Below are 20,933 nucleotides of genomic sequence, written 5' to 3' on the forward strand. Positions count from 1 at the left end.
TTACTCCAGGGGTTGGGAATGCAGTGACTGCAGCAGCCGGTAGCGGCCGGGCGGCAGGTTTCGTTCCACGGTGATACGTGGGCCGAACTGGCTCCCCGGCGCGACGATGCGACCGGGCAGGATGATCACGCCGACACCCAGCGCGGCACCTTCACCGATCCAGGCACCGAGCTTCTCGCGTTGGCTGTCGATGGCGGTGCCTTCGATGTGCACGCTGACGGCGGCGCCATCGAGGCGGTGGTTGCTGGTGCGCACCAGAGCGCCGAGATAGACCCGGTCATCGATACGACTGTCGGCGATGAAGCATTGCGGACCGACGCTGACCTGGCTGCCCAACCGCGCGTTCTTCAGTTCACTGGCAAAGCCGATGCGCGTGCCGTCACCGATGCACAGCGGGCCGCGCAGCAGCGCGTTGTTGCCGATCAGGCAGTCGCGGCCGATCGACACCGGACCCTGGACATGGGCGCCGTCGCAGATGCGACTGCCGGCACCGATCCGTACGGCCCCCTGCAGGGTGGCCCGTGGCGAGACCCGTGCGCTGGGGTCAGTGTGGGGCGCCAGTGTCGACAGCGCCTCTGCCATGGCGTCGAGGTCATTCCACCACATGCGGGTACCTCGTCGGTTTGTCGCGCACCGGCTCACGGCCGGTGAAAAGTCCCGCCAGGCCGTGCAGCAGCCAGATCGCGTAGGCGAGCAGTACATACAGCATCGAGAAGGCCGCCGCCGGCACCAGCCACGCGCGTCGGTGGTGGACGGCGCTGATCACTGCCAGCAGCATGACGATGCCGACCCAGAACAGGGGCATCACCGACAGTACAAGGCCACCGGGTCCGTGCAGCCGGGCCGCGCCGAACCATACCTGCAGCGACAGGACGATGCCGGCCAGGGCGAGCAGCATCATCGGCAGGATGCTGAAAAGGCCGAAGCGGGTCAGCAACAGGCGCCGATGCAGGCGCATGCATACCGCATAGCCGACGATCCAGCGTCGCCATCGCCGCCACTCCTCCACCAGCGTGTTGCATTCCTGCGGGTAGACCACGCAGCGGACGCTCTGGCGAACCCGATAGCCCTGCGCAACCAGTGACCAGGACATGTCCAGGTCTTCCACGCAGGTGCGATCGGAAAACCCGACCTTGCGCAGCACCGAAGTGCGGAACAGGCCACACGAACCGGAGACGATGAACGGTGCGCCGCCCAGCCATTGCTGGAAGCTGCGCTTGATCACGATCATCGGCAGTTTCAGGCTGGCGCGCACATGGGGGAGGAAGCCGGCACCTTGCAGACTGGAAGAAGGGATGCCGCCAACTGCATCGGCGCCGCGTTCGATCTCGTCCAGCAGATGGCCCAGGCCATGGCTGCGTGGATCGATATAGGTATCTGCATCGGTCAGGAACACCTGCTTGGCGGTCGCGTGCTGCAGCCCGTGCATCAGTGCACCGCCCTTGCCGGTGTTGGCCTGGTGCACGGCCACCAGACGCCCGGGCCAGCGTACCTGCAGCGCATCAAGCACTTGAGCCGTGTTGTCGGTGGAACCATCGTTGACGCAGATCACCCGCGCCACGTAGGGGTTTTCCAACAGGCTGGCCAGCGAGCGCTCCAGGCACGGGGCTTCGTTGTAGGCCGGCACGATCGCGTCGATGCTGTACAGGCGGGTGCTGGGCCGGCGCGAGACCTGCACGCAGATGCGCACCAGGATGAAGGCGCACATGGCCAGGAACAACAGTGTCTTCATCACAGCACCAACCGGTATGGCAGGAAACCCTCGCTGGGCCCGATGCCGATCTGCTGACCACGGAACTGCGCATGGCAGCGGAGGTGGCTTTCCTGCATGTAATGGCGATCGCCCTGGCTGGCATGCTCGCGCAGCGCGTGGATCTTCAGCTCCAGCTGCGCGCTGATGTCCTCGAACACCTGTGGCGCGAACTGCGGCAGGGTGCTGGGGCTCTCATAACAGAGGATCTGCGGAATGTGGCGGCAGGCGATGATCGACGCTTCGTGGACGGTGCGATGGTCCTGGTGATGATCCTCGCCACACATCGTGTAGACGCGGCCTGGTCCGTTCACGGCGCAGGCCTGTTCGATCGACGCGATGATGTCGTTGCGGCAGGCGGGGAATCGCGTGTCGGGGAAATCCTTCTGGATCACCTCGGCCACCCCGAGTCGGCGCAGCGCGCGATGCGATTCCTCGCTGCGATCGATGCCGGCGTGGCAGCCGCGGCCGCCGCGGCTGAGTACCAGTGCATGGATGCGTGAGCCGGCGCGGGCGAGCTTTGCCAGGCTGCCACCGCAACCGAGTTCGATGTCATCTGGATGGGCGCCGATTGCCAGAATGTTCAATGTCATGGCTGTGTCCTAGCGGAAGCCGGGTTCGCGGCGGCCAGGCATGCTGCCCCCGCGTGAAGGAGGCGGGAACTATCTCAGCGTGAAAATGCAGCGGCTCTAGGATTAGTACGAAATTCGGGATTCGGGTAAGAATGGACGCTGCCTCATGGCGAGCTCAGTGGGAAAATGGCTCTGGAACTGTCGGAACTGAAGAATGAACTGGCCCGGCTTGGTGCCGAAAACGACGCCCGTGAAGTCGAACGCGGCCGCCGCATGCTCAACATCACACCGGATACGGGCGAATTCCTGGCGGTGCTGGTGCGTTTCGGCGCAGCGCGGCGGGTGCTGGAGGTCGGCACCTCCAACGGCTATTCCACGCTGTGGCTGGCTGAGGCCGCCGCCGCCATCGACGGCCACGTGACCACGCTGGAGTTCGCCGGGGACAAGGTGGCGATGGCACGTGCGAACTTTGCACGCAGCGGTCTGGGCGAGCACATCACGCTGGTGCACGGCGATGCCGGGCAGTGGTTGGCTCAGGCCGGTGAGGACAGCATCGATCTGCTGTTCCTCGATTCGGACCGCGGGCAGTACGCCGGCTGGTGGCCGCAGCTGCGTCGCGTGCTGCGCCCGGGCGGCCTGCTGGTGGTGGACAACGCCACCTCGCACGCGGAAGAGATGGAACCGCTGCGGACGCTGCTGGAGTCTGACGCGGACTTCAGCACCAGCCTGGTGCCGGTGGGCAACGGTGAACTGCTGGCCGTGCGCAACGCCTGATTGCCGTGCCGCCCCGCATCGGGGTCAGAACCCTTTTCCGAAGGAAAAGGGTTCTGACCCCGATCTGCGATAATCCCGCGGTGAGCACCGAACCCGAGACCCTCGCCGCGGTCGAGACCGACACCGCGCCCCTGCAGCTGCTGAACCTGGATGAACGCCTGGCCGTGGTCAACAAGCCTGCCGGGCTGATGGTCCACGACAGCAAGCTGGCCCGTGGCGAAGACGATTTCCTGGCCGACCGCCTGCGCGAGCAGCTGGGCCGCCCGATCTTCCTGGTCCACCGGCTGGACCGGGCCACCAGTGGCTGCCTGCTGCTGGCCTTCGACCGCGATACCGCCAGTGCGTTGGGCAAGGCCCTGATGGGCGGCGAGGTGTTGAAGGACTACCTGACCGTCTGCCGCGGCTGGCCGGCCGAACTGTCCTGGCGGGTCGACCACGACCTCGACGGTGGCCCGGGCAAGCCGGTGAAGAAGCCGGCGATCACCGATTTCCAGCGCCTGGCCATCGGCGAGCTGCCGGTGCCGGTCGGCGAGTTCACCAGCTCACGGTACGCGCTGCTGCGCTGCCAGCCACAGACCGGGCGCTTCCGGCAGATCCGCCGGCACCTCAAGCACCTGTCACATCACATGATCGGCGACACCAGCCACGGTGATGGCCGCCACAACCGCATCTTCCGCATGCAGGGCGTGCACCGCATGCTGCTGCACGCCGAGCGCCTGCGTTTCCCGCATCCTGATGGTGGCGTGGTCGATGTACGTGCGCCGCTGGACCATGGGTTCCAGAAGGCGCTGGACCTGTTCGGCTGGCAGGTGGACGACGCCTGATGCTGCTGCGGTAAGCCGAGCGTGGGCTCGGCTCTACAGCCAGCGGCCGGGCGTGGCCCGGCGCACCCCGTTATTTCTTTTCCGGCTCGTTGACGATCGCTTCCAGGTCCTTCTGCAGGTCTGCGAACAGCGGCTGCATGCGCGCCTGGATCGCTACCATCACGTTCTGCATCAGCGCCGGGGTCTTGTCCAGCAGGCTCTGGCCGGCCGCGCTCTCATAGAACTCGGCCATCGCCAGCACGTCTTCCTTGCTGAAGGTTTTCTTGTACAGGTCCACGTACATCGGCCGCAGCTGCTGCCACGACAGGGCCTGGCGCAGGGTCTGGCTGGTCCGTGCCTGGATCCGCTTGAGCTGTTCCTGCTGCTGGGCGTTGAGCTGGCGCTGCGCGGCCACCTGCTGGAACTGCTGCTGCTGCATCGCCTCGATCTGCGGCAGCATGGTGTCGATCATGCTCTGCGCGCGCGAGGCCGAGAGCAGGCGGTTGATGTCGCCGTCGGTCGGCGGTGCGGCCAGGGCCGGGACACTGGCCACGGCCAGCGCCAGCAACAGGGCAGCGCGGCGCAGCAGGGATGGCAGGGCGGGTGCGGAGCGGGTCATGCGAAGCTTCCTGCGGTACATGGGATGGCCAGCATACCCGCAGCCAAGGCGAAGGCGGCGTGTTCGGTACCTGATCGGCGGCATACGGCGCGCGATGCGCACTCCGACACGTGGCTGCCGCTACAATGCGCGGATGGGCAGTGGACCGGTCACCATCAGCGCGCAGCTTGAAATCCCCGACGGCGAGATCGTCGAGCGGTTCGTGCGCGCCAGCGGTGCCGGTGGCCAGAACGTCAACAAGGTCTCCACCGCGGTGGAACTGCGTTTCGATGTGGCCAACTCGCCCTCGTTGCCCGACCCGTTGCGCGAGCGCCTGCTGGCGCGGCGTGACCGGCGCATGACCGGCGAAGGCGTGCTGGTCATCGACGCGCAACGTTTCCGCACCCAGGATCGCAATCGCGAGGATGCGCGCGAGCGGCTGGCGGCCTTCATCCAGGCCGGGCTGAGCGTGCCCAAACCGCGCAAGGCCACCAAGCCGACCCTCGGGTCGAAACTGCGTCGTCTGGACGCCAAACGCGGGCGCGCGCAGATCAAGCGCGGGCGCTCATCACGTGACTGGGAGTGATTGCTTGAACAAGCCGACTTCGTTGCTGCCGGCCGTGCCGCCGCAGATGCCACAGGTCAAACCCAACGCCTTCCTGCGCTGGCTGGCGCGCTGCACCCTGCGCATGGGCGGCTGGAAGGTGACCGGCACCCTGCCTGACATCCCGCGGCTGGTGTTCATCATCGCCCCGCACTCCTCCAACTGGGACGGCCTGTGGGGCATGGCGGCCAAGATCGCGCTGGGCATGAAGGTGAAGGTGCTGGGCAAGGCCTCGTTGTTCTGGTGGCCGCTGGGGCCGCTGCTGCACAAGCTGGGCGTGATCCCGCTGGATCGCAGCTCGCCGCAGGGCACGGTCGGGCAGGCGGTGGATCTGCTGCGCAACAACGAGAAGATGTGGTTCGCCATCACGCCCGAGGGCACCCGCAAGGCGGTGAAGGACTGGAAGGCCGGCTTCCTGAAGATCGCCCGGATGGCCGACGTACCGATCCTGGCCGCGTATTTCCACTATCCGGAAAAGACCATCGGCATCGGCCCGCTGTTCACGCCCAGCGGCGATGACGCCGCCGACATGGCCGCCATCCGCGAGTTCTACCGGCCGTGGATCGGCAAGACCCGCGGCACGGTCTGAGCCGGTCACAGGCCGCCGCATAGACGCCACGTCCGGCACATGCCGGGCGAGCGCGACAGGAGTAGGGTGGAGGGCTGGTATTCCATACCGTCTGCCCAAGGAGCGTTTTACATGTCGCGTACCGTAGTCCTGGCCGCCGCCATCAGCCTGGCGCTGGCGGCCTGTTCCGGCAAGGAGTCCACCCCCGTGTCCGATGCCCAGAAAGCCCCGGCCCAGCAGCCGGCCGAGGCCTCCACCAATCCGCTGCTGAGCGCCAGCACGCTGCCGTTCCAGGCGCCGCAGTTCGACAAGATCAAGGACAGCGACTACCTGCCGGCCTTCGAAGAAGGCATGCGCCAGCACCTGGCCGACGTGCGCAAGATCGCCGACAGCAGCGAGCCGGCCACCTTCGACAACACCATCGTGGCGATGGAGCGCAGCGGCGAGACCCTGACCCGCGTGTCGCGCATCTTCTTCGGCCTGGTCCAGGCCGATACCAACGATGCGCGCCAGAAGATCCAGGAAGAGGTGGCGCCGAAGCTGGCTGCGCACCAGGACGAGATCAATCTCGACCCGAAGCTGTTCGCTCGCGTGAAGTCGATCTATGACCAGCGCGACACGCTGGAACTGGATCCGGTGCAGAAGCGCCTGGTCGAGCATTACTACGACGGCCTGGTGCGTGCGGGTGCGCAGCTGTCCGACGCCGACAAGGCCTCGCTGCGCAAGCTCAACGTGGAAGAGACCACCCTCTCCACCCAGTTCCACACCCGTCTGGTGGCGGCCACCGCCGCTGCGGCCGTGGTTATCGACGACAAGGCAAAGCTGGCCGGCCTGGACGAGGACGCGATCAACAATGCTGCGGCCGCCGCCAAGGACCGCAAGCTGGATGGCAAGTTCCTGCTGCCGCTGCAGAACACCACCCAGCAGCCGGTGCTCGGCTCGCTGAGCGATCGCGACCAGCGCGCCGCTGTGCTGAAGGCCTCGGAAACCCGCGCCGAGCGCGGCGATGCCAACGACACCCGGCAGACCGTGCAGCGCCTGGCCCAGCTGCGTGCGCAGAAGGCCAAGCTGCTTGGCTTCGACACCTTCGCCGACTACCAGCTGGGCGACCAGATGGCCAAGACCCCGGCCGCCGCGCTGAAGCTGCTGACCGACACCGTGCCGGCCGCCACTGCCAAGGCCCGTGCCGAAGCCGGCGAGATCCAGAAGGTGATCGACGCGCAGAAGGGCGGCTTCCAGGTCGCCGCCTCGGACTGGGACTTCTACGCCGAGCAGGTGCGCAAGGCCAAGTACGATCTGGACGAGTCGCAGGTCAAGCCGTACTTCGAACTGGACAACGTGCTGCAGAACGGCGTCTTCTACGCCGCCACCCAGCTGTACGGCATCACCTTCAAGCCGCGCACCGACATTCCGACCTACAACCCGGACATGAAGGTGTACGAAGTGTTCGACAAGGACGGCACCTCGCTGGCCCTGTTCTACACCGACTACTTCAAGCGTGACAGCAAGTCCGGTGGCGCCTGGATGGACGTGTTCGTCGAACAGGACGGCCTGACCGGTGCCAAGCCGGTGGTCTACAACGTCTGCAACTTCACCAAGCCGGCCGCCGGCCAGCCTGCGCTGATCAGCTTCGACGACGTCACCACCATGTTCCATGAGTTCGGCCACGCACTGCATGGCATGTTCTCGAACGTGAAGTACCCGTCGATCGCCGGCACCGCCACCTCGCGCGACTTCGTCGAGTTCCCGTCGCAGTTCAACGAGCACTGGGCACTGGACCCGAAGGTGTTCGCCAACTACGCCAAGCACTACAAGACCGGCGAGGCGATGCCGCAGGAACTGGTCGACAAGATCCTCAAGGCACGCAGCTTCAACCAGGGCTATGCGACCACCGAGTACCTGTCGGCCGCACTGCTGGACCTGGCCTGGCACACGCAGAAGGCCGACGCGCCGCTGCAGGATGTCGGTGCCTTTGAAGCCAGCGCGCTGAAGAAGTTCAAGGTCGATCTGCCGCAGGTGCCGCCGCGTTACCGCACCACCTACTTCGACCACATCTGGGGTGGCGGTTACTCGGCCGGCTACTACGCCTACTTCTGGGCCGAAGTGCTGGATCATGACGCCTACCAGTGGTTCACCGAACACGGTGGCCTGACGGCGGCCAACGGCCAGGAATTCCGCGACAAGATCCTCTCGCGCGGCAACAGCGTGGAGCTGTCGACCCTGTACCGCGATTTCCGCGGCAAGGACCCGTCGGTGGAACCGCTGCTGAAGTTCCGCGGGCTGAAGTAAGAAACAAAAAACGGCGGGGGAAACCCCGCCGTTTTTCTTTCTGTAGAGCCGAGCCCGTGCTCGGCTGATGTTTCCTGGAAAGGCAGCCGAGCATGGGCTCGGCTCTACAAAGGCGGAAAAGCCAGTCGAGCATGGCTCGACGCTACACCAGCGGTTTACGTCCCCACGTGCACCCGATTGGCCTGCTCGGCCAGCCCCAGGTGATCCAGCGCGATGTCCAGCGCCAGCACATAGCTCTGCGCGCCATACCCTGCAGCAATGCCCAGTCGATGGCCGACACCAGCCGGCAGGCACGGCTCGGCCACCGCGCCGTCGTCATGCACTTCCACGTACGCGTTGTGCAGATAGGGCAGCAGACGCTGCAGGCGCAGGCTGTTGGCGCACGCGCCCGGATCGAGCAGCGTCACCTCGCCGCGGCTGTGGTCGGCCACGCGCAGTGCATCCAGCAGTTCCTGTTCCGAACCACAGGCACGGATCGCCACGCTGGTGCCGGCGTCGATCGCACGATGCACCAGCGACTTCAGCACCGGCGCCGGCAGCGGCATGGCGGTACGGATCAACGCACCGGCGGCTTCCGGGCCACGGATGATGAAGATCGACATGGCTCAGCCCTCCTGCGCCAGGCGGCGACCGACAATGGCCAGCGACAGCGGATAGCCGGCCTGCTGGCTGCGCTGGTCGATCACCACTGCGGCGGGGCCATGCTGCAGGCGCAGGCGCGCATCCAGGCCAAGCTCGCTGGGCGACTGCAGCTCGATGTACTGCGCCGGCAGACGTTCCAGCGCCGCCTGCAACGCACCGCCCTCGGCCTGCCATTGCGCTTCGTCGGCCACGCCGACATCCAGCAGCACCCAGTCGGCCGAACGCGCCTGCGGCTGGCACAGGCACTGGCGTACTTCGGACAGGCTGGCGCAATCGCTGCACAGCACGCGATGGCCGGCCAGCTGCGCCGGCAGCTGCGGACGCGGCGCCGACGAAGACGCGTGGCGGATCACCAGGAGGGTCATACAACACCTTGCGGAATGCGCCCTGCGGCGCGGTGGGCACACGATGCGCGCGGCGGCCGTAAAGGTGCGATGCCCTTGGCCGGCCCCGCGCGTAAAACCTGCGTAACCCTTCCTGTAGAGCCGAGCCCACGCTCGGCTGACGCAAACCGACGCTCGACAAGCAGCCGAGCGTAGGCTCGGCTCTACAGGATCGTGGCGCGGGAACCTCTCCCGCCCGCCTGTGGTCTGATGCAGCTACCACCCACCCGGAGCCTGCCATGGATGCTGTTGCCCGCCCTCCCTTTTCCGAACGCGCGCTGGCCTGGCTGAAGAAGGAGGCGTTGCCGCTGCTGGTGATGCTCGGCCTGCTCGCCGCTGCCCGCGATACCCTGGCCAACCACTACGTGGTGCCCAGCGGCTCGATGCAGCCGACCCTGCAACCGGGCGACCGGGTGGTGGTGGACATGCGCGCCTACGGCCTGCGCCTGCCGTTCACCAACAAGGAACTGCTGGCGACCGGTACCCCGCAGCGCGGCGAAGTGGCGGTGTTTGATTCGCCGGCCGATGGCACCCGGTTGATCAAGCGCGTGGCGGCGGTGGCGGGGGACCACGTGCACATGCGCGAGGGACACCTGAGCATCAACGGCCAGCCGCTGCAGATCGCTGACCTGCAGGACGTGGAAGCCTTCGGTGAACGTCGTGCCCGCCTGGACCTGGACATGGGCGGTGGTCCGGACATCGCCGATCTGGTGGTGCCAGCCGGCAAGGTGCTGGTGCTGGGAGACCACCGTGGCAACAGTTTCGATGGCCGCTTCTTCGGTTTCGTCGATGCGGACAAGGTCTACGGCCGGGCGGTGGCGGTGTACTACCGCCGGGGCGACGGCTTCGAGTGGCAGCGCCTGTAAGCTGAATTGATACTTCCTGTGTATCAATCATGACCTATCAGGTTATGGATCGACTGGATGGACGGGCCTAGTCTGAGGCCCGTTCCCTCCCATACCCGGCCGTCCCCACCGGCCCACCGATCCCATGACTGGCGAAACCGCCGCGACCGTCGAACGCTGCCCCCACGCTGTTGACCCCGCTTCCGACACCCGCATCCAGCAGGGCACGCCGGCCTTCCGCCGCACTGCGCTGGCGCTGTTCCTGGCCGGCTTTTCCACCTTCGGCCTGCTGTACACGGTGCAGCCGCTGCTGCCCGAGTTCAGCCGCCACTTCGGCGTTTCTGCTGCCGGCAGCGCGATGTCGCTGTCGCTGACCACCGGCACGCTGGCGGTGGCCATGCTGCTGGCCGGCCTGCTGTCCGACGCGGTCGGCCGTCGCCCGTTGATGATCGCTGCGCTGCTGGCCTCGGCCATGCTGTCGCTGAGCACCGCGCTGGTGGACGACTGGACCACGTTGCTGGTGCTGCGCACCCTGCTCGGCCTGGCGCTGAGCGGCGTACCGGCGGTGGCGATGACCTACCTGGTCGAGGAAATGGACAGCCGCGCGCTGGGCCTGGCGATGGGCCTGTACATCGGCGGCAACGCCATCGGTGGCATGAGCGGGCGCCTGCTGGCCGGCATCATCGCCGACCACTGGGGCTGGCGCTGGGGTATCGGCGTGGTCTCGATCATCGCCATCGCCAGCACCGCGCTGCTGTGGCTGCAGCTGCCCCCGTCGCGCCATTTCCACGCGCGTCGCGATGGCCTGCGCCAGTTGCCGTCGCGCTGGCGCATGCTGTTCGCCGACCCGGGCCTGCCGTGGCTGTTCGCCACCTCGTTCGTGCTGATGGGCGTGTTCGTCACCCTCTACAACTACCTGGGCTACCACCTGCTGGCGCCGCCGTACCACCTCAGCCAGACCGTGGTCGGCCTGATCTTCAGCGTGTACCTGGTGGGCACCTTCAGTTCGGCGTGGATGGGCCAGCAGGCCACGCGGTACGGGCGCGGCCGCATCCTGTCGATCTCGTTCGCGCTGATCGGCGCCGGCATCGCGCTGCTGGCATTGCCATGGCTGAGCACGATGGCACTGGGCATCGCGCTGGTGACGTTCGGCTTCTTCGGTGGTCACTCGGTGGCCAGCAGCTGGGTTGGCAGCCGTGCCGGTGCGATGCGCGCGGAAGCCTCGGCGCTGTATCTGTTCGCCTACTACCTGGGGTCCAGTGTGCTGGGCGGGGTCGGTGGCCTGGCCTATGCGGCCTGGGATTGGCTGGGTGTGTGCGCGTTCGCTGCGGTGCTGACCCTGATTGGTGGTGGCATCGTCTGGGCGCTGCAGCAGCGCGCGCCGCAGCCGGTCACTGCCTGATCCTGTGGAGTTGCGCTTGCCTTGGTAGAGTCGACTGTCAGTCGACTGCTCTTCCATCAGACCGCAAAAGCCCCGCGCTGCGCGCGATAGTCGACTAACAGTCGACTCTACCGGCGAACGCCCCGCGCAGCAGCGTGGCGAAGTTGCGGATCAACGGCGTTACCCGTTCGCGATGCCAGGCCAGCTGCACCTCCGAATGCGCACCGGCATCGGCCAGCGCTACGAAGCGCGCCCCTTCCACGCGGATGTGATCGCACGAGGAGGGCAGGATGGCCGCACCCAGCCCGGCGGCGGCCAGGCTGATCAGCGTCGAGGCTTCGCCTGCCTCCTGCACGATGCGCGGCGTGAATCCGGCAGCCGCGCACAACGCGATCATGTGGTCATGGATGCCCGCGCCGGCACTGCGCCGGAACGCCACGAACGGCTCCTGCGCGAAGTCGCGCAGCGACAGCGTTCCCTGTTTCGAGAGCCGATGAAGGGCAGGGTGGTCTGCATGCACGATCAACGCCAGCGGATCAACAAACAGGCTGTGTGCCACCAGTTCCGGGGGCAGTGCGCGCTTGCGGATGATGCCCACGTCCAGTGAACCGTCGAGCAGCGCGTCGATCTGCTGCAGCGTGTTCATCTCGCTCAGCTGCAACCGTACCTGCGGATACTGCTGGCGGTAATGCAGGATCGAACGTGGAATCTGCGGCGACAGCGGCGTGGCCCGGGTCAGGCCGATATGCAGTTCACCCTGCTCACCGCGCTGCACACGCTGCACCTCGTCCACGGCCATTTCCACCTGCTGCACGATGGCGCGTGCACGTTCCTGCAGCAGTTCGCCCGCAGGCGTCAGCTGCACGCGGCGATGGCTTCGCACGAACAGGCGCGCACCTATCAGGTCTTCCAGCTGGCGGATCTGCTGGCTGAGCGGCGGCTGCGACATGCCCAGCCGCTCCGCCGCCTGGCCGAAGTGCAGCGTATCGGCGACAGCGAGGAAGTAGCGCAGGTGACGGAGTTCGATGGACATGGGGCCAGTTTATTCATCGTCAGCCGGAAATGAATCAGAGATGGGATCCGATCCCGTGCCGACCAACGGTCGGCACCCACCAACAGCAGCTGGCACCAACAGCAGCGACCAACTGTCGAAGGCGGGGTGGGTCCGGTTGCGGGGGTGTGAGCGGCATGGATGCCGCGACCAAGCCCCCATGGACGGGTTTACGGCGTCCCCCGCAACCGGACCCACCCCGCCATCCCACGGAATGCCCGCTGTTGCCGTTGACGTTGCCGTTGCTTCGGCCTCTGCAGGTGCAGGGCGGCAGCCCTGCAAACCAGAACACCCCTACCGCTCGGAATGCCCGCTCTGGTCGTAATCGCGCGGGCTGAACAACTCCGGCTGGATCAGCTCGATGAACGCCCGCGCCTGCGCCGACAATGCCTTGCCACGTCGCACGATCACCCCGTAGCTGCGTTCCGGGAACCAGCGCTTCATCGACCGCGCCGCCAGCCGCTCGCGGTCGGCCTCGTTCAGGCACAGCGCCGGCACGATGGAAATGCCCATGCCCATCGCCACGTACTGCTTGATCACCTCCCAGCCGCCCACCTCCAGCGCCACGGTGTAGGCGATGCGGTGGCGCTGGAACACCTGGTCGACCAGCCGGTAGGTGATCTGCCGCTTCGGCGGCAGCACCAGCGGGTAGCGCGCAATGTCGGCCAGCTCCAGCTCGCCGCCACTGGCCAGCGGATGATCGTGCGGCGCGATCAGCACCTGCTCGAAGCGGTAGGCCGGGGCGTAGCTGAGATCGGCCGGCACGTCGGTCATCGAGCCGATCGCCAGGTCGGCGGCATCCTCGCGCAGCAGGTCGGTGCCGTCGGCGCTGATCGCGTTGTGCAGGGTCAGGCGCACGTCCGGGTGATGCAGGCGGAAGCGCTCCACGATCTTCGGCAGCAGGTACAGGATGGTGGAACTGTTGGCGGCGATGTTCAGCTCGCCCGCGTCCAGGCCGCGCACCTTGTCGCGGAAGCGCGCCTCCAGCCCGTCCAGGTTCTCCACCAGCGGCTGTGCCATTTCGTACAGCAGCTGGCCCTCACGGCTGGGCACCAGGCGCCGCCCGCTGCGCTCGAACAGCGGCACGCCCAACTCCCGTTCCAGCGCCTGCAGCTGCAGGCTGATGGCCGGCTGGCTGACGAACAGTGCCTCAGCAGCCCGTGAGACCGAACCCAGGCGCACCGTCTGGCAGAACGCGCGCAGCGGCTTCAACCGGTCGGATTTGTAGGAAAAACGCGGACTTGGCGAGGGACGCGTGGTCATGGCGTCATAAGTATTAGCACAATTTATGTAGAACATTGCAAAAACTGTTTTGCCAAATACTCGGCCCCGGCCGCACCGTGGAGACGTTCCCCCACCGCTGGAGTCGCCTCATGTCCGCCGTCGCTTCCGCTGTTCCCACCCCTGCCAGCAAGGCTACCCCCGGCATCGCCCTGGCGACCCGCGTGGCCGGCCAGGACACCATGCTGCCGGCGCCGCTGCTGGCCCTGCTGGTGTCGCTGCACCGTGCGGTGGAACCGGGCCGGCAGGCACGGCTGCTGGCCCGCCGCGAGCGCCAGGCGTTCTTCGACCAGGGCGGCCTGCCGGATTTCCGCGAAGACACTGCCGCCATCCGCAGCGGCGACTGGACCGTTGCGCCGCTGCCGGCCGCGCTGCAGGACCGCCGCGTCGAGATCACCGGGCCGACCGACCCGAAGATGGTCATCAATGCGCTGAATTCCGGCGCCAAGGTGTTCATGGCCGACTTCGAGGATTCGACCTCGCCGACCTGGCGCAACCTGCTGGCCGGGCAGCAGTCGCTGGCGGCGGCGGTGCGCGGTGATCTGGAATACACCGCACCCAATGGCAAGCACTACCGCCTGCGCCCCTACGACGAGCAGGCGGTGCTGATCGTGCGCCCACGTGGCTGGCACCTGGACGAAAAGCACGTAGCCATCGACGGCCAGCCGCTGGCCGGTGGCCTGTTCGACGCGGCCGTCTTCGCCTTCCACAACGCCCGCACCCTGCAGGGCAAGGACCGCGGCCCGTACTTCTACCTGCCCAAGCTGCAGAGCATGGAAGAGGCTGCACTGTGGGAGACCGCGCTGTCACACATCGAAGGCATGCTCGGCCTGCCGCACGGTCAGATCAAGGTGACCGTGCTGATCGAAACGCTGCCGGCGGTGTTCGAGATGGACGAGATCCTGCACGCGCTGCGTGACCGCATCGTCGGCCTGAACTGCGGGCGCTGGGATTACATCTTCTCCTACCTGAAGACCTTCCGCCACCACGCCGACCGCGTGCTGCCCGAGCGCGGCCAGGTGACCATGACCCAGCCGTTCCTGAAGGCCTATTCGGAGCTGCTGATCCAGACCTGCCATCGCCGCGGTGCGCATGCGATGGGTGGCATGGCCGCGCAGATCCCGATCAACAACGATGCCGCCGCCAATGAGCAGGCGATGGCCCGCGTGCGCGCCGACAAGCTGCGCGAGGTCACAGCCGGCCACGACGGCACCTGGGTCGCGCACCCGGCGCTGATCCCGGTGGCGATGGCAATCTTCGACGAACACATGCCCGGCCCGAACCAGCACAGCGTGCTGCGCCAGGACGTGCGCGTCGGTCGCGATGAGCTGATCGCAAGGCCGCCGGGCACCATCACCCGCGCCGGCTTCGAAGGCAACGTGGAAGTCTGCGTGCGCTACTTGGCGGCGTGGCTGGATGGCAACGGCTGCGTGCCGATCCACCACTTGATGGAGGACGCGGCCACCGCCGAGATCAGCCGCAGCCAGCTGTGGCAGTGGCTGCACACGCCGGGCCAGCAGCTGGACGATGGCACCGCGATCGACCTGGCCCTGCTCGACGCCACGCTGGCACAGCTGCCGGCGCGGCTGGGCGACACCGGCGCGCTGCCCGGTGGCGCACGCATCGGCGAAGCCATCGCGCTGCTGGCCGAACTGAGCCGCAGCAACGAACTGACCGATTTCCTGACCCTGCCGGCCTACGCGCGCATCGACTGACCGACCGCCCGCAATCCCGCCGTTTCCCTCCCCGCTGCACGCACGAACCGAACTGGAGAAAGACATGAGCAAGCTGCCCACTGCCGAACAGATCCAGCACGACTGGGACACCAACCCGCGCTGGGAAGGCATCCAGCGCAACTACAGCGCCGCCGACGTGGTGCGCCTGCGCGGCACCGTGCACATCGAGCATTCGCTGGCCCGCCTGGGCGCGGAGAAGCTGTGGGCGTCGCTGCATGAGCGCGAGTTCGTCAACGCGTTGGGTGCGCTGACCGGCAACCAGGCCATGCAGCAGGTCAAGGCCGGGCTGAAGGCGATTTACCTGTCCGGTTGGCAGGTGGCGGCCGACGCCAACCTGGCCGGCCAGATGTATCCGGACCAGTCGCTGTACCCGGCCGATTCGGTGCCGGCGGTGGTCAAGCGCATCAACAACACCCTGCTGCGCGCCGACCAGCTGCACCACGCCGAAGGCAAGGATGACATCGACTTCCTGCAGCCGATCGTGGCCGATGCCGAGGCCGGTTTCGGCGGCGTGCTCAACGCGTTCGAGCTGATGAAGGCGATGATCGAGGCCGGCGCCGCCGGCGTGCATTTCGAGGATCAGCTGGCCTCGGTGAAGAAGTGCGGCCACATGGGCGGCAAGGTGCTGGTGCCGACCCGCGAGGCGATCGAGAAGCTCAACGCCGCGCGCCTGGCCGCCGACGTGCTGGGCGTGCCGACCCTGCTGGTGGCGCGCACCGATGCCGAGGCGGCCGACCTGCTGACCAGCGACATCGACGGCAACGACAAGCCGTTCGCCACCGGTGAACGCACCGTGGAAGGCTTCTACAAGACGCGTAATGGCTTGGACCAGGCGATCAGCCGCGGCCTGGCCTACGCGCCCTATGCCGACCTGGTGTGGTGCGAGACCGGCAAGCCGGACCTGGAATTCGCGCGCAAGTTCGCCGAGGCGATCCATGCGAAGTTCCCGGGCAAGCTGCTGGCCTACAACTGCTCGCCCAGCTTCAACTGGAAGAAGAACCTGGACGACGCAACGATCGCGAAGTTCCAGCGCGAGCTGGGCAGCTACGGCTACAAGTTCCAGTTCATCACCCTGGCCGGCTTCCACGCGCTGAACTACGGCATGTTCAACCTGGCCCACGGCTATGCACGCCGCCAGATGAGCGCCTTTGTGGAATTGCAGGAGGCCGAGTTCGAAGCGGCCGAGCGTGGCTTCACCGCGGTCAAGCACCAGCGCGAGGTCGGCACCGGCTACTTCGATGCCGTGACCCAGGCGATCCAGCAGGGCCAGTCCTCGACCACCGCGTTGACCGGTTCGACCGAAGAAGAGCAGTTCCACGGCGGGCGTAGCGAGCGCGCCGCCTGATCGGTAGTGCCGGCCAGCGGCCGGCGCTACCGAAGCCTCGAAATACGATCAGGGTGGCCAGGGAAGGGCCAGACAACGCCGGCCGGTCGGGGGACCTGCCGGCGTTGTTGTATCGATGGAAACGCGATGAACGCAGGCAGCGTCAATCCGGCGCACCCCACAGACCGGCAACTTGGCCGAAACCCTGTGAAGGTGGCCATCAGATTGATCCGGAACGACTTTTCCCTCGACCGTGGCGGGCAGAACGGCCACCGCGCGCCTTCACATCGGGAAAGTGGACCACAAGGCTCAAAATGAGATAGGGCGCACATTTTAAAGCGGTGCTATGCTCCGCGGCTCACCAGGGGACGCTGGCGGCGGGTGCAGGGAATGACCGGCAGGGGTGCGGCCGAGAACAGTGATGTGACGTCAGGTATCGCCCGGGTGGCGATGGCCGAGATCGTGCATGCGCTGCTGTCCGATGCCGAAGTCGCATTGTTCGCCAGATTTGCCCGTCCATGCAAGCTTCATGCCGGACAGTGGCTGTTCCAGCGCGGGCATCGTGGCGAGCGCATGTATGTGATCCTGGAAGGCCAGATCGAACTGGACTTCGGCGAGGACCTGGTGATCAAGACGCTTGGCCAGCACGAGTTCTTCGGTGAACTGGGGCTGCTGGTGGGTGACCACCCGCGCAGCGCCAGTGCGCGCGCCCTGGTGGACTGCGAGGTGCTTGAGCTGGGGCCCGCCGACTTCCATCGCCTGGTCGAATCCGATCCGGGCCTGGTCGCCTACTTCCTGCGCCGCACGATCATGCGCGTGTTGACCAACGAACAGGCCCTGATCAGCCAGCTGCGCCGGTGCAACCATGACCTGGAAACCGCGCTGGACAACCTGTACATCACCACCCACCAGCTGACCCACACCCGCGAGCTGGTGCGTACCGATGAACTGACCGGGCTGCACAACCGCCGTGGCCTCACCCTGTACCTGCAGGAATGCCGCGCCGATGGCAGTGGGCTGCCGCAGGCGCTGCTGCTGATCGACTGCGACCGCTTCAAGCAGATCAACGACCGCCATGGCCACCAGGCCGGCGATCGCGTGCTGCAGAGCATGGGCAACATCCTGCGCTCGATGGCCGGCGAGCAGGACCTTGCCTGCCGCCTCGGCGGTGACGAGTTCTGCCTGATCCTGCGTCGTGGCAACCACGAGATCGTGCAGCACGCGGCCGAGTTCATCCTCAGCGCGGTACACGGTCTGCTGGAACGCAGCCACGGCACGCCGCACGTCAGCCTGGTCAGCATCGGCGCCAGCCTGCTGGCACCGGAGGCGGGCTGGAGCGAGTGGTACGCCAGCGCGGACCGTGCGCTGTACCAGGCCAAGCGTGATGGTGGCAACTGCCTGCGTTGGGCAGACGCAGTGGACTCACCCTAGATCGGGAGACAGAGGCGATGAATGGCGACAACGGAACGTCGGCGCCGCACAACCAGCAACTGCGCGCCCTGCTGTTCACCGACCTGTGTGACTCGCTGCTGCTGGTCGAACGCATCGGCGACGTCGCTGCCGCCGAACTGTTCCAGGAACACGACCGGCTGGTGCTGGCGCTGCAGCAGCGCTGGAACGGCCAGCTGATCGATCGCTCCGACGGGTTGTTCATGCTGTTCGAGCGCCCGATCGACGCGCTTGGCTTCGCATTGGATTACCAGCGTGGGCTGCAGCCGCTGGGGCAGAGACACGAGATCCATCTGCAGGCGCGGGCCGGTCTGCATGTTGGCGATGTGCTCACGTGGGAGAACAGCGCCGAGGCAGTGCGGGCTGGCGCCAAGGCGATTGAAGTCGAAGGCCTGGCCAAGCCGACGGCGGCGCGCCTGATGCAGTTGGCACGGCCGGGCCAGATCCTGCTTTCGGCGGTGGCCGAATCCATCATGCGTCGCTCCAGTGGGTCGCTGGGCGCGATGGCTGAAGGCCTGCAATGGCGATCGTTCGGGCGCTGGCGCTTCAAGGGTGTGAGCCAGCCTGCTGAAGTCTACGGCGTGCAGGCGGCGGGCATGCCCACGCCGGGGCGGCTGCGGCACACGGCCAAGGCCCGGCGTGATCTTCCGTTGTGGCGCCGTCCACTGGCGATGGCGGCGCAGGCCGCCGTACTGCTGGCCGCGGTGCTTGGCGTCTGGTTGCTGACCCGGCCACAGCCGGCCATCGCATTCGCTGAACGCGATTGGGTGGTGCTTGGCGGGCTGCACAACCTCACCGGCAACCGCTTGCTTGATGACGCCCTGGACCAGGCGTTCCGGATCAGTCTCGAGCAGTCCCGCTACGTCAATGTCGTCAGTGACGACCGCGTTGGCCGTACCCTTGAGATGATGCGGAAACCGCTGGATGGTGGCCTCCGCGAACGCGGCGATGCCGCCGCTGTGGCGGTGCGCACCGGCGCCCGCCTGGTGTTCGTGCCATCGGCTACCGATATCGGCGGCCGCACCCGCTTCAGCGTGGAGGTGGTCGAGCCGTCGACGCTGCGCACCCTGGCCGTGGTATCCGCCGATGCGAAGGCGGGTGCGGTACTGGCGGCGGTGGACGATGTTTCGCGCCAGCTGCGCGATCGCCTGGGCGAAGAGCCCGCATTGATCCAGCGCGACAGCCAATCCCTGCCCGAGGTGACCACGGGCAGCATGGATGCGCTGCGTGCGTTTGCCTTGGGCCAGAAGCGCTACAGCCGCGGAGATTTCAACGGCGCGATGGCGTTCTTCGAGCAGGCGATCCAGGTCGATCCTGAGTTCGCCCTGGCATGGCTGGGCCAAGCCCGCTGTCGCTTCGCCATGATGAACTACCACGATGCCAAGCGTCTGCTGGAAGAGGCCGACCGTCGATCAGGGCACCTTACGCCACGCGAGCGCCTGTATGTGCAGAACTGGGCGCTGCAGATCGGTGATCCGGATCGTGCCACCGATGGCTGGGCGCGCATGGCAGAGCTGTATCCGGATTACATGCCTGCAAGCTACAACGCCGGTCTGAATCTTTTCCACGAGAACCGCCTTGCCGAGGCCCTGGCGCTTTCCAGGCGTGTTGCACATAGCAGGGTCGAATTGCCTGAGATTGCACAGGACCAGTACGGCCGCGCCTTGCTGGCCAGCGAGCGCTACGCAGACGCTGACATCGCGTTCAGCCGTGCCGCCAGCAATGGCTGGGAGGGTGCATTGATGCGCCAGGCGACGGTGGCGGCAGCGCGTGCCGAGTTCGAGAAGGCCAATGCGCTGCTTGGACGGATCGATCCGAACAACTTCCATGCTGGTAATTTCGCTACCACGATTGCGCTTGACCAAGGCGATGTCGAGGGCGCCATCAAGCTCGCCGAACAGGGGAGGATGCTTGCCGCACGGCGCCAGGGCATGGATCGGTACAACTTCGACATGCCCCTGGCCGTCGCCTACATGATGGCCGGCAGAAAGTCGAAAGCCTTGATGGTGGCGCGCGCGTCCGCGACCGCGCCATTCGAAGAGCTGAGCGGCGAACCCGCGGTGGAGGTAGTGGATCGCCTGGTTGCAGCACACGCGGCAGCCTTGCTGGCACTGAGACTGGGCGATGCCGCACCGGCCAAGGCGGTCCAGGCCCGGATGAACGCGCTTCAGGATCTTCCTGACAGCAGCGTGTTGCGCCAGTACGTCACCCTGTTGGCCGGGCGGATGATGCAGCATGAGGGTCGGCCCCAGGCCGGGCTGGACCTGCTCGTACCGCTGCTGAAGAAGCAGCCACGCCTGCAGGTGCGGCTGGCAGTGCGTGACCTGGCGCTGGAGGCGGGCTTGAAGGATGTTGCCCATGAGCAGACGCGTTGGCTGCGTGATCGCCCCGGATTTGCCTATGCAGAAGCGCAATGCAGCTTCTGCCTGCAGGCACTTAACGTAGTGGATGTGCGCAGGCTCATGGCGGCGCCGGCAATCGAGGCTGCCGACACCATGGCCTCGATGCCTCAGCGCAGCGTGCGCGGCGAGCCGTAACCGTCCTCAAGCATCGGCACGGAGTAGCCGGTACCACTGGTCAGCATGGCGACGATCTGGTCTTCGGCCTGTGCGATGACGTCCTTCTCCGCCAGGCAGATGTTCTTGCAGCAATCCTGGACGAACTGCTGAAGGTCAGCCGGGTTGGATGGAACGTGTCCAGCCAGCAGTATCGCGGCGGCCGTGTCGGTGGCGAAGAGCTGGCGGAAGGTGTCATCGGTGGCGAGGCGCTGAACCAGCGTCCTGGCAACCGGCAGCGAGAGCGTCAACGTGGGCATTGTGTCCTGCATCCATGGAGTGTCGAGGGGCAGTGGTGATGTCGGCCTGGCAAACCGGTTCTTGAGAG

At 66.6% G+C, this 20,933-nt stretch carries 20 protein-coding genes; 11 read left to right on the forward strand and 9 right to left on the reverse strand.

Going from position 1 to position 20,933, the window contains the following annotated elements:
- Genes V3B41_RS09765 through V3B41_RS09775 form a run of 3 tightly spaced genes read right to left on the reverse strand, consistent with a single transcriptional unit; the run spans position 1 to position 2,343 of the window.
- Positions 1–606, reverse strand: a complete 606-nt coding sequence (locus tag V3B41_RS09765; RefSeq protein ID WP_329860870.1) for an acetyltransferase — start codon at positions 604–606, stop codon at positions 1–3.
- Entirely contained in the window at positions 593–1,732 is a 1,140-nt protein-coding gene (locus V3B41_RS09770; RefSeq protein ID WP_049429798.1) for a glycosyltransferase family 2 protein, read from the reverse strand. The genes V3B41_RS09765 and V3B41_RS09770 overlap by 14 nt, the downstream gene beginning before the upstream one ends.
- Positions 1,732–2,343: a PIG-L deacetylase family protein gene (locus V3B41_RS09775; RefSeq protein ID WP_049429797.1), complete on the reverse strand. Its 612-nt coding sequence runs from the start codon at positions 2,341–2,343 to the stop codon at positions 1,732–1,734. Before V3B41_RS09775 ends, V3B41_RS09770 begins: the two co-directional genes overlap by 1 nt.
- A gap of 165 nt (positions 2,344–2,508) precedes the next feature.
- On the opposite strand from V3B41_RS09775, the gene V3B41_RS09780 reads away from it, so the two are divergent.
- Positions 2,509–3,096, forward strand: coding sequence for a class I SAM-dependent methyltransferase (locus V3B41_RS09780; RefSeq protein ID WP_197633708.1), 588 nt, complete (start codon positions 2,509–2,511; stop codon positions 3,094–3,096).
- An 80-nt stretch (positions 3,097–3,176) separates the two neighbouring features.
- Complete coding sequence (locus V3B41_RS09785) at positions 3,177–3,920, forward strand: pseudouridine synthase (protein WP_049429795.1); 744 nt, start codon at positions 3,177–3,179, stop codon at positions 3,918–3,920.
- Between the two features lie 70 nt (positions 3,921–3,990).
- On the opposite strand, the gene V3B41_RS09790 is transcribed toward V3B41_RS09785, so the two are convergent.
- Positions 3,991–4,518 carry a DUF2059 domain-containing protein gene (locus V3B41_RS09790; RefSeq protein WP_005407643.1) on the reverse strand — a complete coding sequence of 176 codons (528 nt, stop codon included), beginning with the start codon at positions 4,516–4,518 and terminating at the stop codon, positions 3,991–3,993.
- A gap of 133 nt (positions 4,519–4,651) precedes the next feature.
- Between V3B41_RS09790 and arfB the strand changes: the two genes are divergently transcribed.
- From arfB to dcp, 3 genes are all read left to right on the forward strand, one after another.
- Entirely contained in the window at positions 4,652–5,083 is a 432-nt protein-coding gene (gene arfB, locus V3B41_RS09795) for an alternative ribosome rescue aminoacyl-tRNA hydrolase ArfB (RefSeq protein WP_049429794.1), read from the forward strand.
- Positions 5,084–5,087: 4 nt separating this feature from the next.
- Positions 5,088–5,690: a lysophospholipid acyltransferase family protein gene (locus V3B41_RS09800; protein ID WP_111113281.1), complete on the forward strand. Its 603-nt coding sequence runs from the start codon at positions 5,088–5,090 to the stop codon at positions 5,688–5,690.
- Between the two features lie 111 nt (positions 5,691–5,801).
- Positions 5,802–7,958 (forward strand): peptidyl-dipeptidase Dcp, encoded by a 2,157-nt coding sequence (gene dcp, locus V3B41_RS09805; protein WP_049429792.1) that lies wholly within the window; start codon positions 5,802–5,804, stop codon positions 7,956–7,958.
- 155 nt (positions 7,959–8,113) lie between these two features.
- On the opposite strand, the gene V3B41_RS09810 is transcribed toward dcp, so the two are convergent.
- Both V3B41_RS09810 and V3B41_RS09815 read right to left on the reverse strand, forming a co-directional pair.
- Positions 8,114–8,560, reverse strand: a complete 447-nt coding sequence (locus tag V3B41_RS09810; protein WP_049429791.1) for a hypothetical protein — start codon at positions 8,558–8,560, stop codon at positions 8,114–8,116.
- A 3-nt stretch (positions 8,561–8,563) separates the two neighbouring features.
- Positions 8,564–8,965 carry a hypothetical protein gene (locus tag V3B41_RS09815; protein WP_049429790.1) on the reverse strand — a complete coding sequence of 134 codons (402 nt, stop codon included), beginning with the start codon at positions 8,963–8,965 and terminating at the stop codon, positions 8,564–8,566.
- 257 nt (positions 8,966–9,222) lie between these two features.
- Between V3B41_RS09815 and lepB the strand changes: the two genes are divergently transcribed.
- Positions 9,223–9,849: a signal peptidase I gene (lepB, locus tag V3B41_RS09820; protein WP_049429789.1), complete on the forward strand. Its 627-nt coding sequence runs from the start codon at positions 9,223–9,225 to the stop codon at positions 9,847–9,849.
- Positions 9,850–9,973: 124 nt separating this feature from the next.
- Entirely contained in the window at positions 9,974–11,230 is a 1,257-nt protein-coding gene (locus V3B41_RS09825) for an MFS transporter (protein ID WP_164146537.1), read from the forward strand.
- 94 nt (positions 11,231–11,324) lie between these two features.
- Here the strand turns inward: V3B41_RS09825 and V3B41_RS09830 are convergent, their stop codons facing one another.
- Complete coding sequence (locus tag V3B41_RS09830; RefSeq protein ID WP_197620718.1) at positions 11,325–12,242, reverse strand: LysR substrate-binding domain-containing protein; 918 nt, start codon at positions 12,240–12,242, stop codon at positions 11,325–11,327.
- 312 nt (positions 12,243–12,554) lie between these two features.
- Positions 12,555–13,523: a LysR family transcriptional regulator gene (locus V3B41_RS09835; protein WP_024956234.1), complete on the reverse strand. Its 969-nt coding sequence runs from the start codon at positions 13,521–13,523 to the stop codon at positions 12,555–12,557.
- 110 nt (positions 13,524–13,633) lie between these two features.
- Here V3B41_RS09835 and aceB point away from each other — a divergent pair, with 110 nt between their 5' ends.
- From aceB to V3B41_RS09855, 4 genes are all read left to right on the forward strand, one after another.
- Entirely contained in the window at positions 13,634–15,256 is a 1,623-nt protein-coding gene (gene aceB, locus V3B41_RS09840) for a malate synthase A (RefSeq protein WP_329860877.1), read from the forward strand.
- A gap of 64 nt (positions 15,257–15,320) precedes the next feature.
- Positions 15,321–16,622 (forward strand): isocitrate lyase, encoded by a 1,302-nt coding sequence (gene aceA / locus V3B41_RS09845; protein ID WP_004153647.1) that lies wholly within the window; start codon positions 15,321–15,323, stop codon positions 16,620–16,622.
- Positions 16,623–16,991: 369 nt separating this feature from the next.
- Positions 16,992–18,032 (forward strand): GGDEF domain-containing protein, encoded by a 1,041-nt coding sequence (locus V3B41_RS09850; RefSeq protein ID WP_329860879.1) that lies wholly within the window; start codon positions 16,992–16,994, stop codon positions 18,030–18,032.
- A 17-nt stretch (positions 18,033–18,049) separates the two neighbouring features.
- Complete coding sequence (locus tag V3B41_RS09855) at positions 18,050–20,587, forward strand: putative peptide modification system cyclase (RefSeq protein WP_049429784.1); 2,538 nt, start codon at positions 18,050–18,052, stop codon at positions 20,585–20,587.
- On the opposite strand, the gene V3B41_RS09860 is transcribed toward V3B41_RS09855, so the two are convergent.
- A complete protein-coding gene (locus V3B41_RS09860) occupies positions 20,560–20,865 on the reverse strand; it encodes an NHLP-related RiPP peptide (protein WP_049429783.1) in 306 nt (101 codons plus the stop codon). The genes V3B41_RS09855 and V3B41_RS09860 overlap by 28 nt on opposite strands.
- Between the last annotated feature and the right edge of the window lie 68 nt (positions 20,866–20,933).

The sequence above is a fragment of the Stenotrophomonas sp. SMYL89 genome (assembly GCF_036319985.1).
GTDB classification, from domain to species: domain Bacteria; phylum Pseudomonadota; class Gammaproteobacteria; order Xanthomonadales; family Xanthomonadaceae; genus Stenotrophomonas; species Stenotrophomonas maltophilia_Q.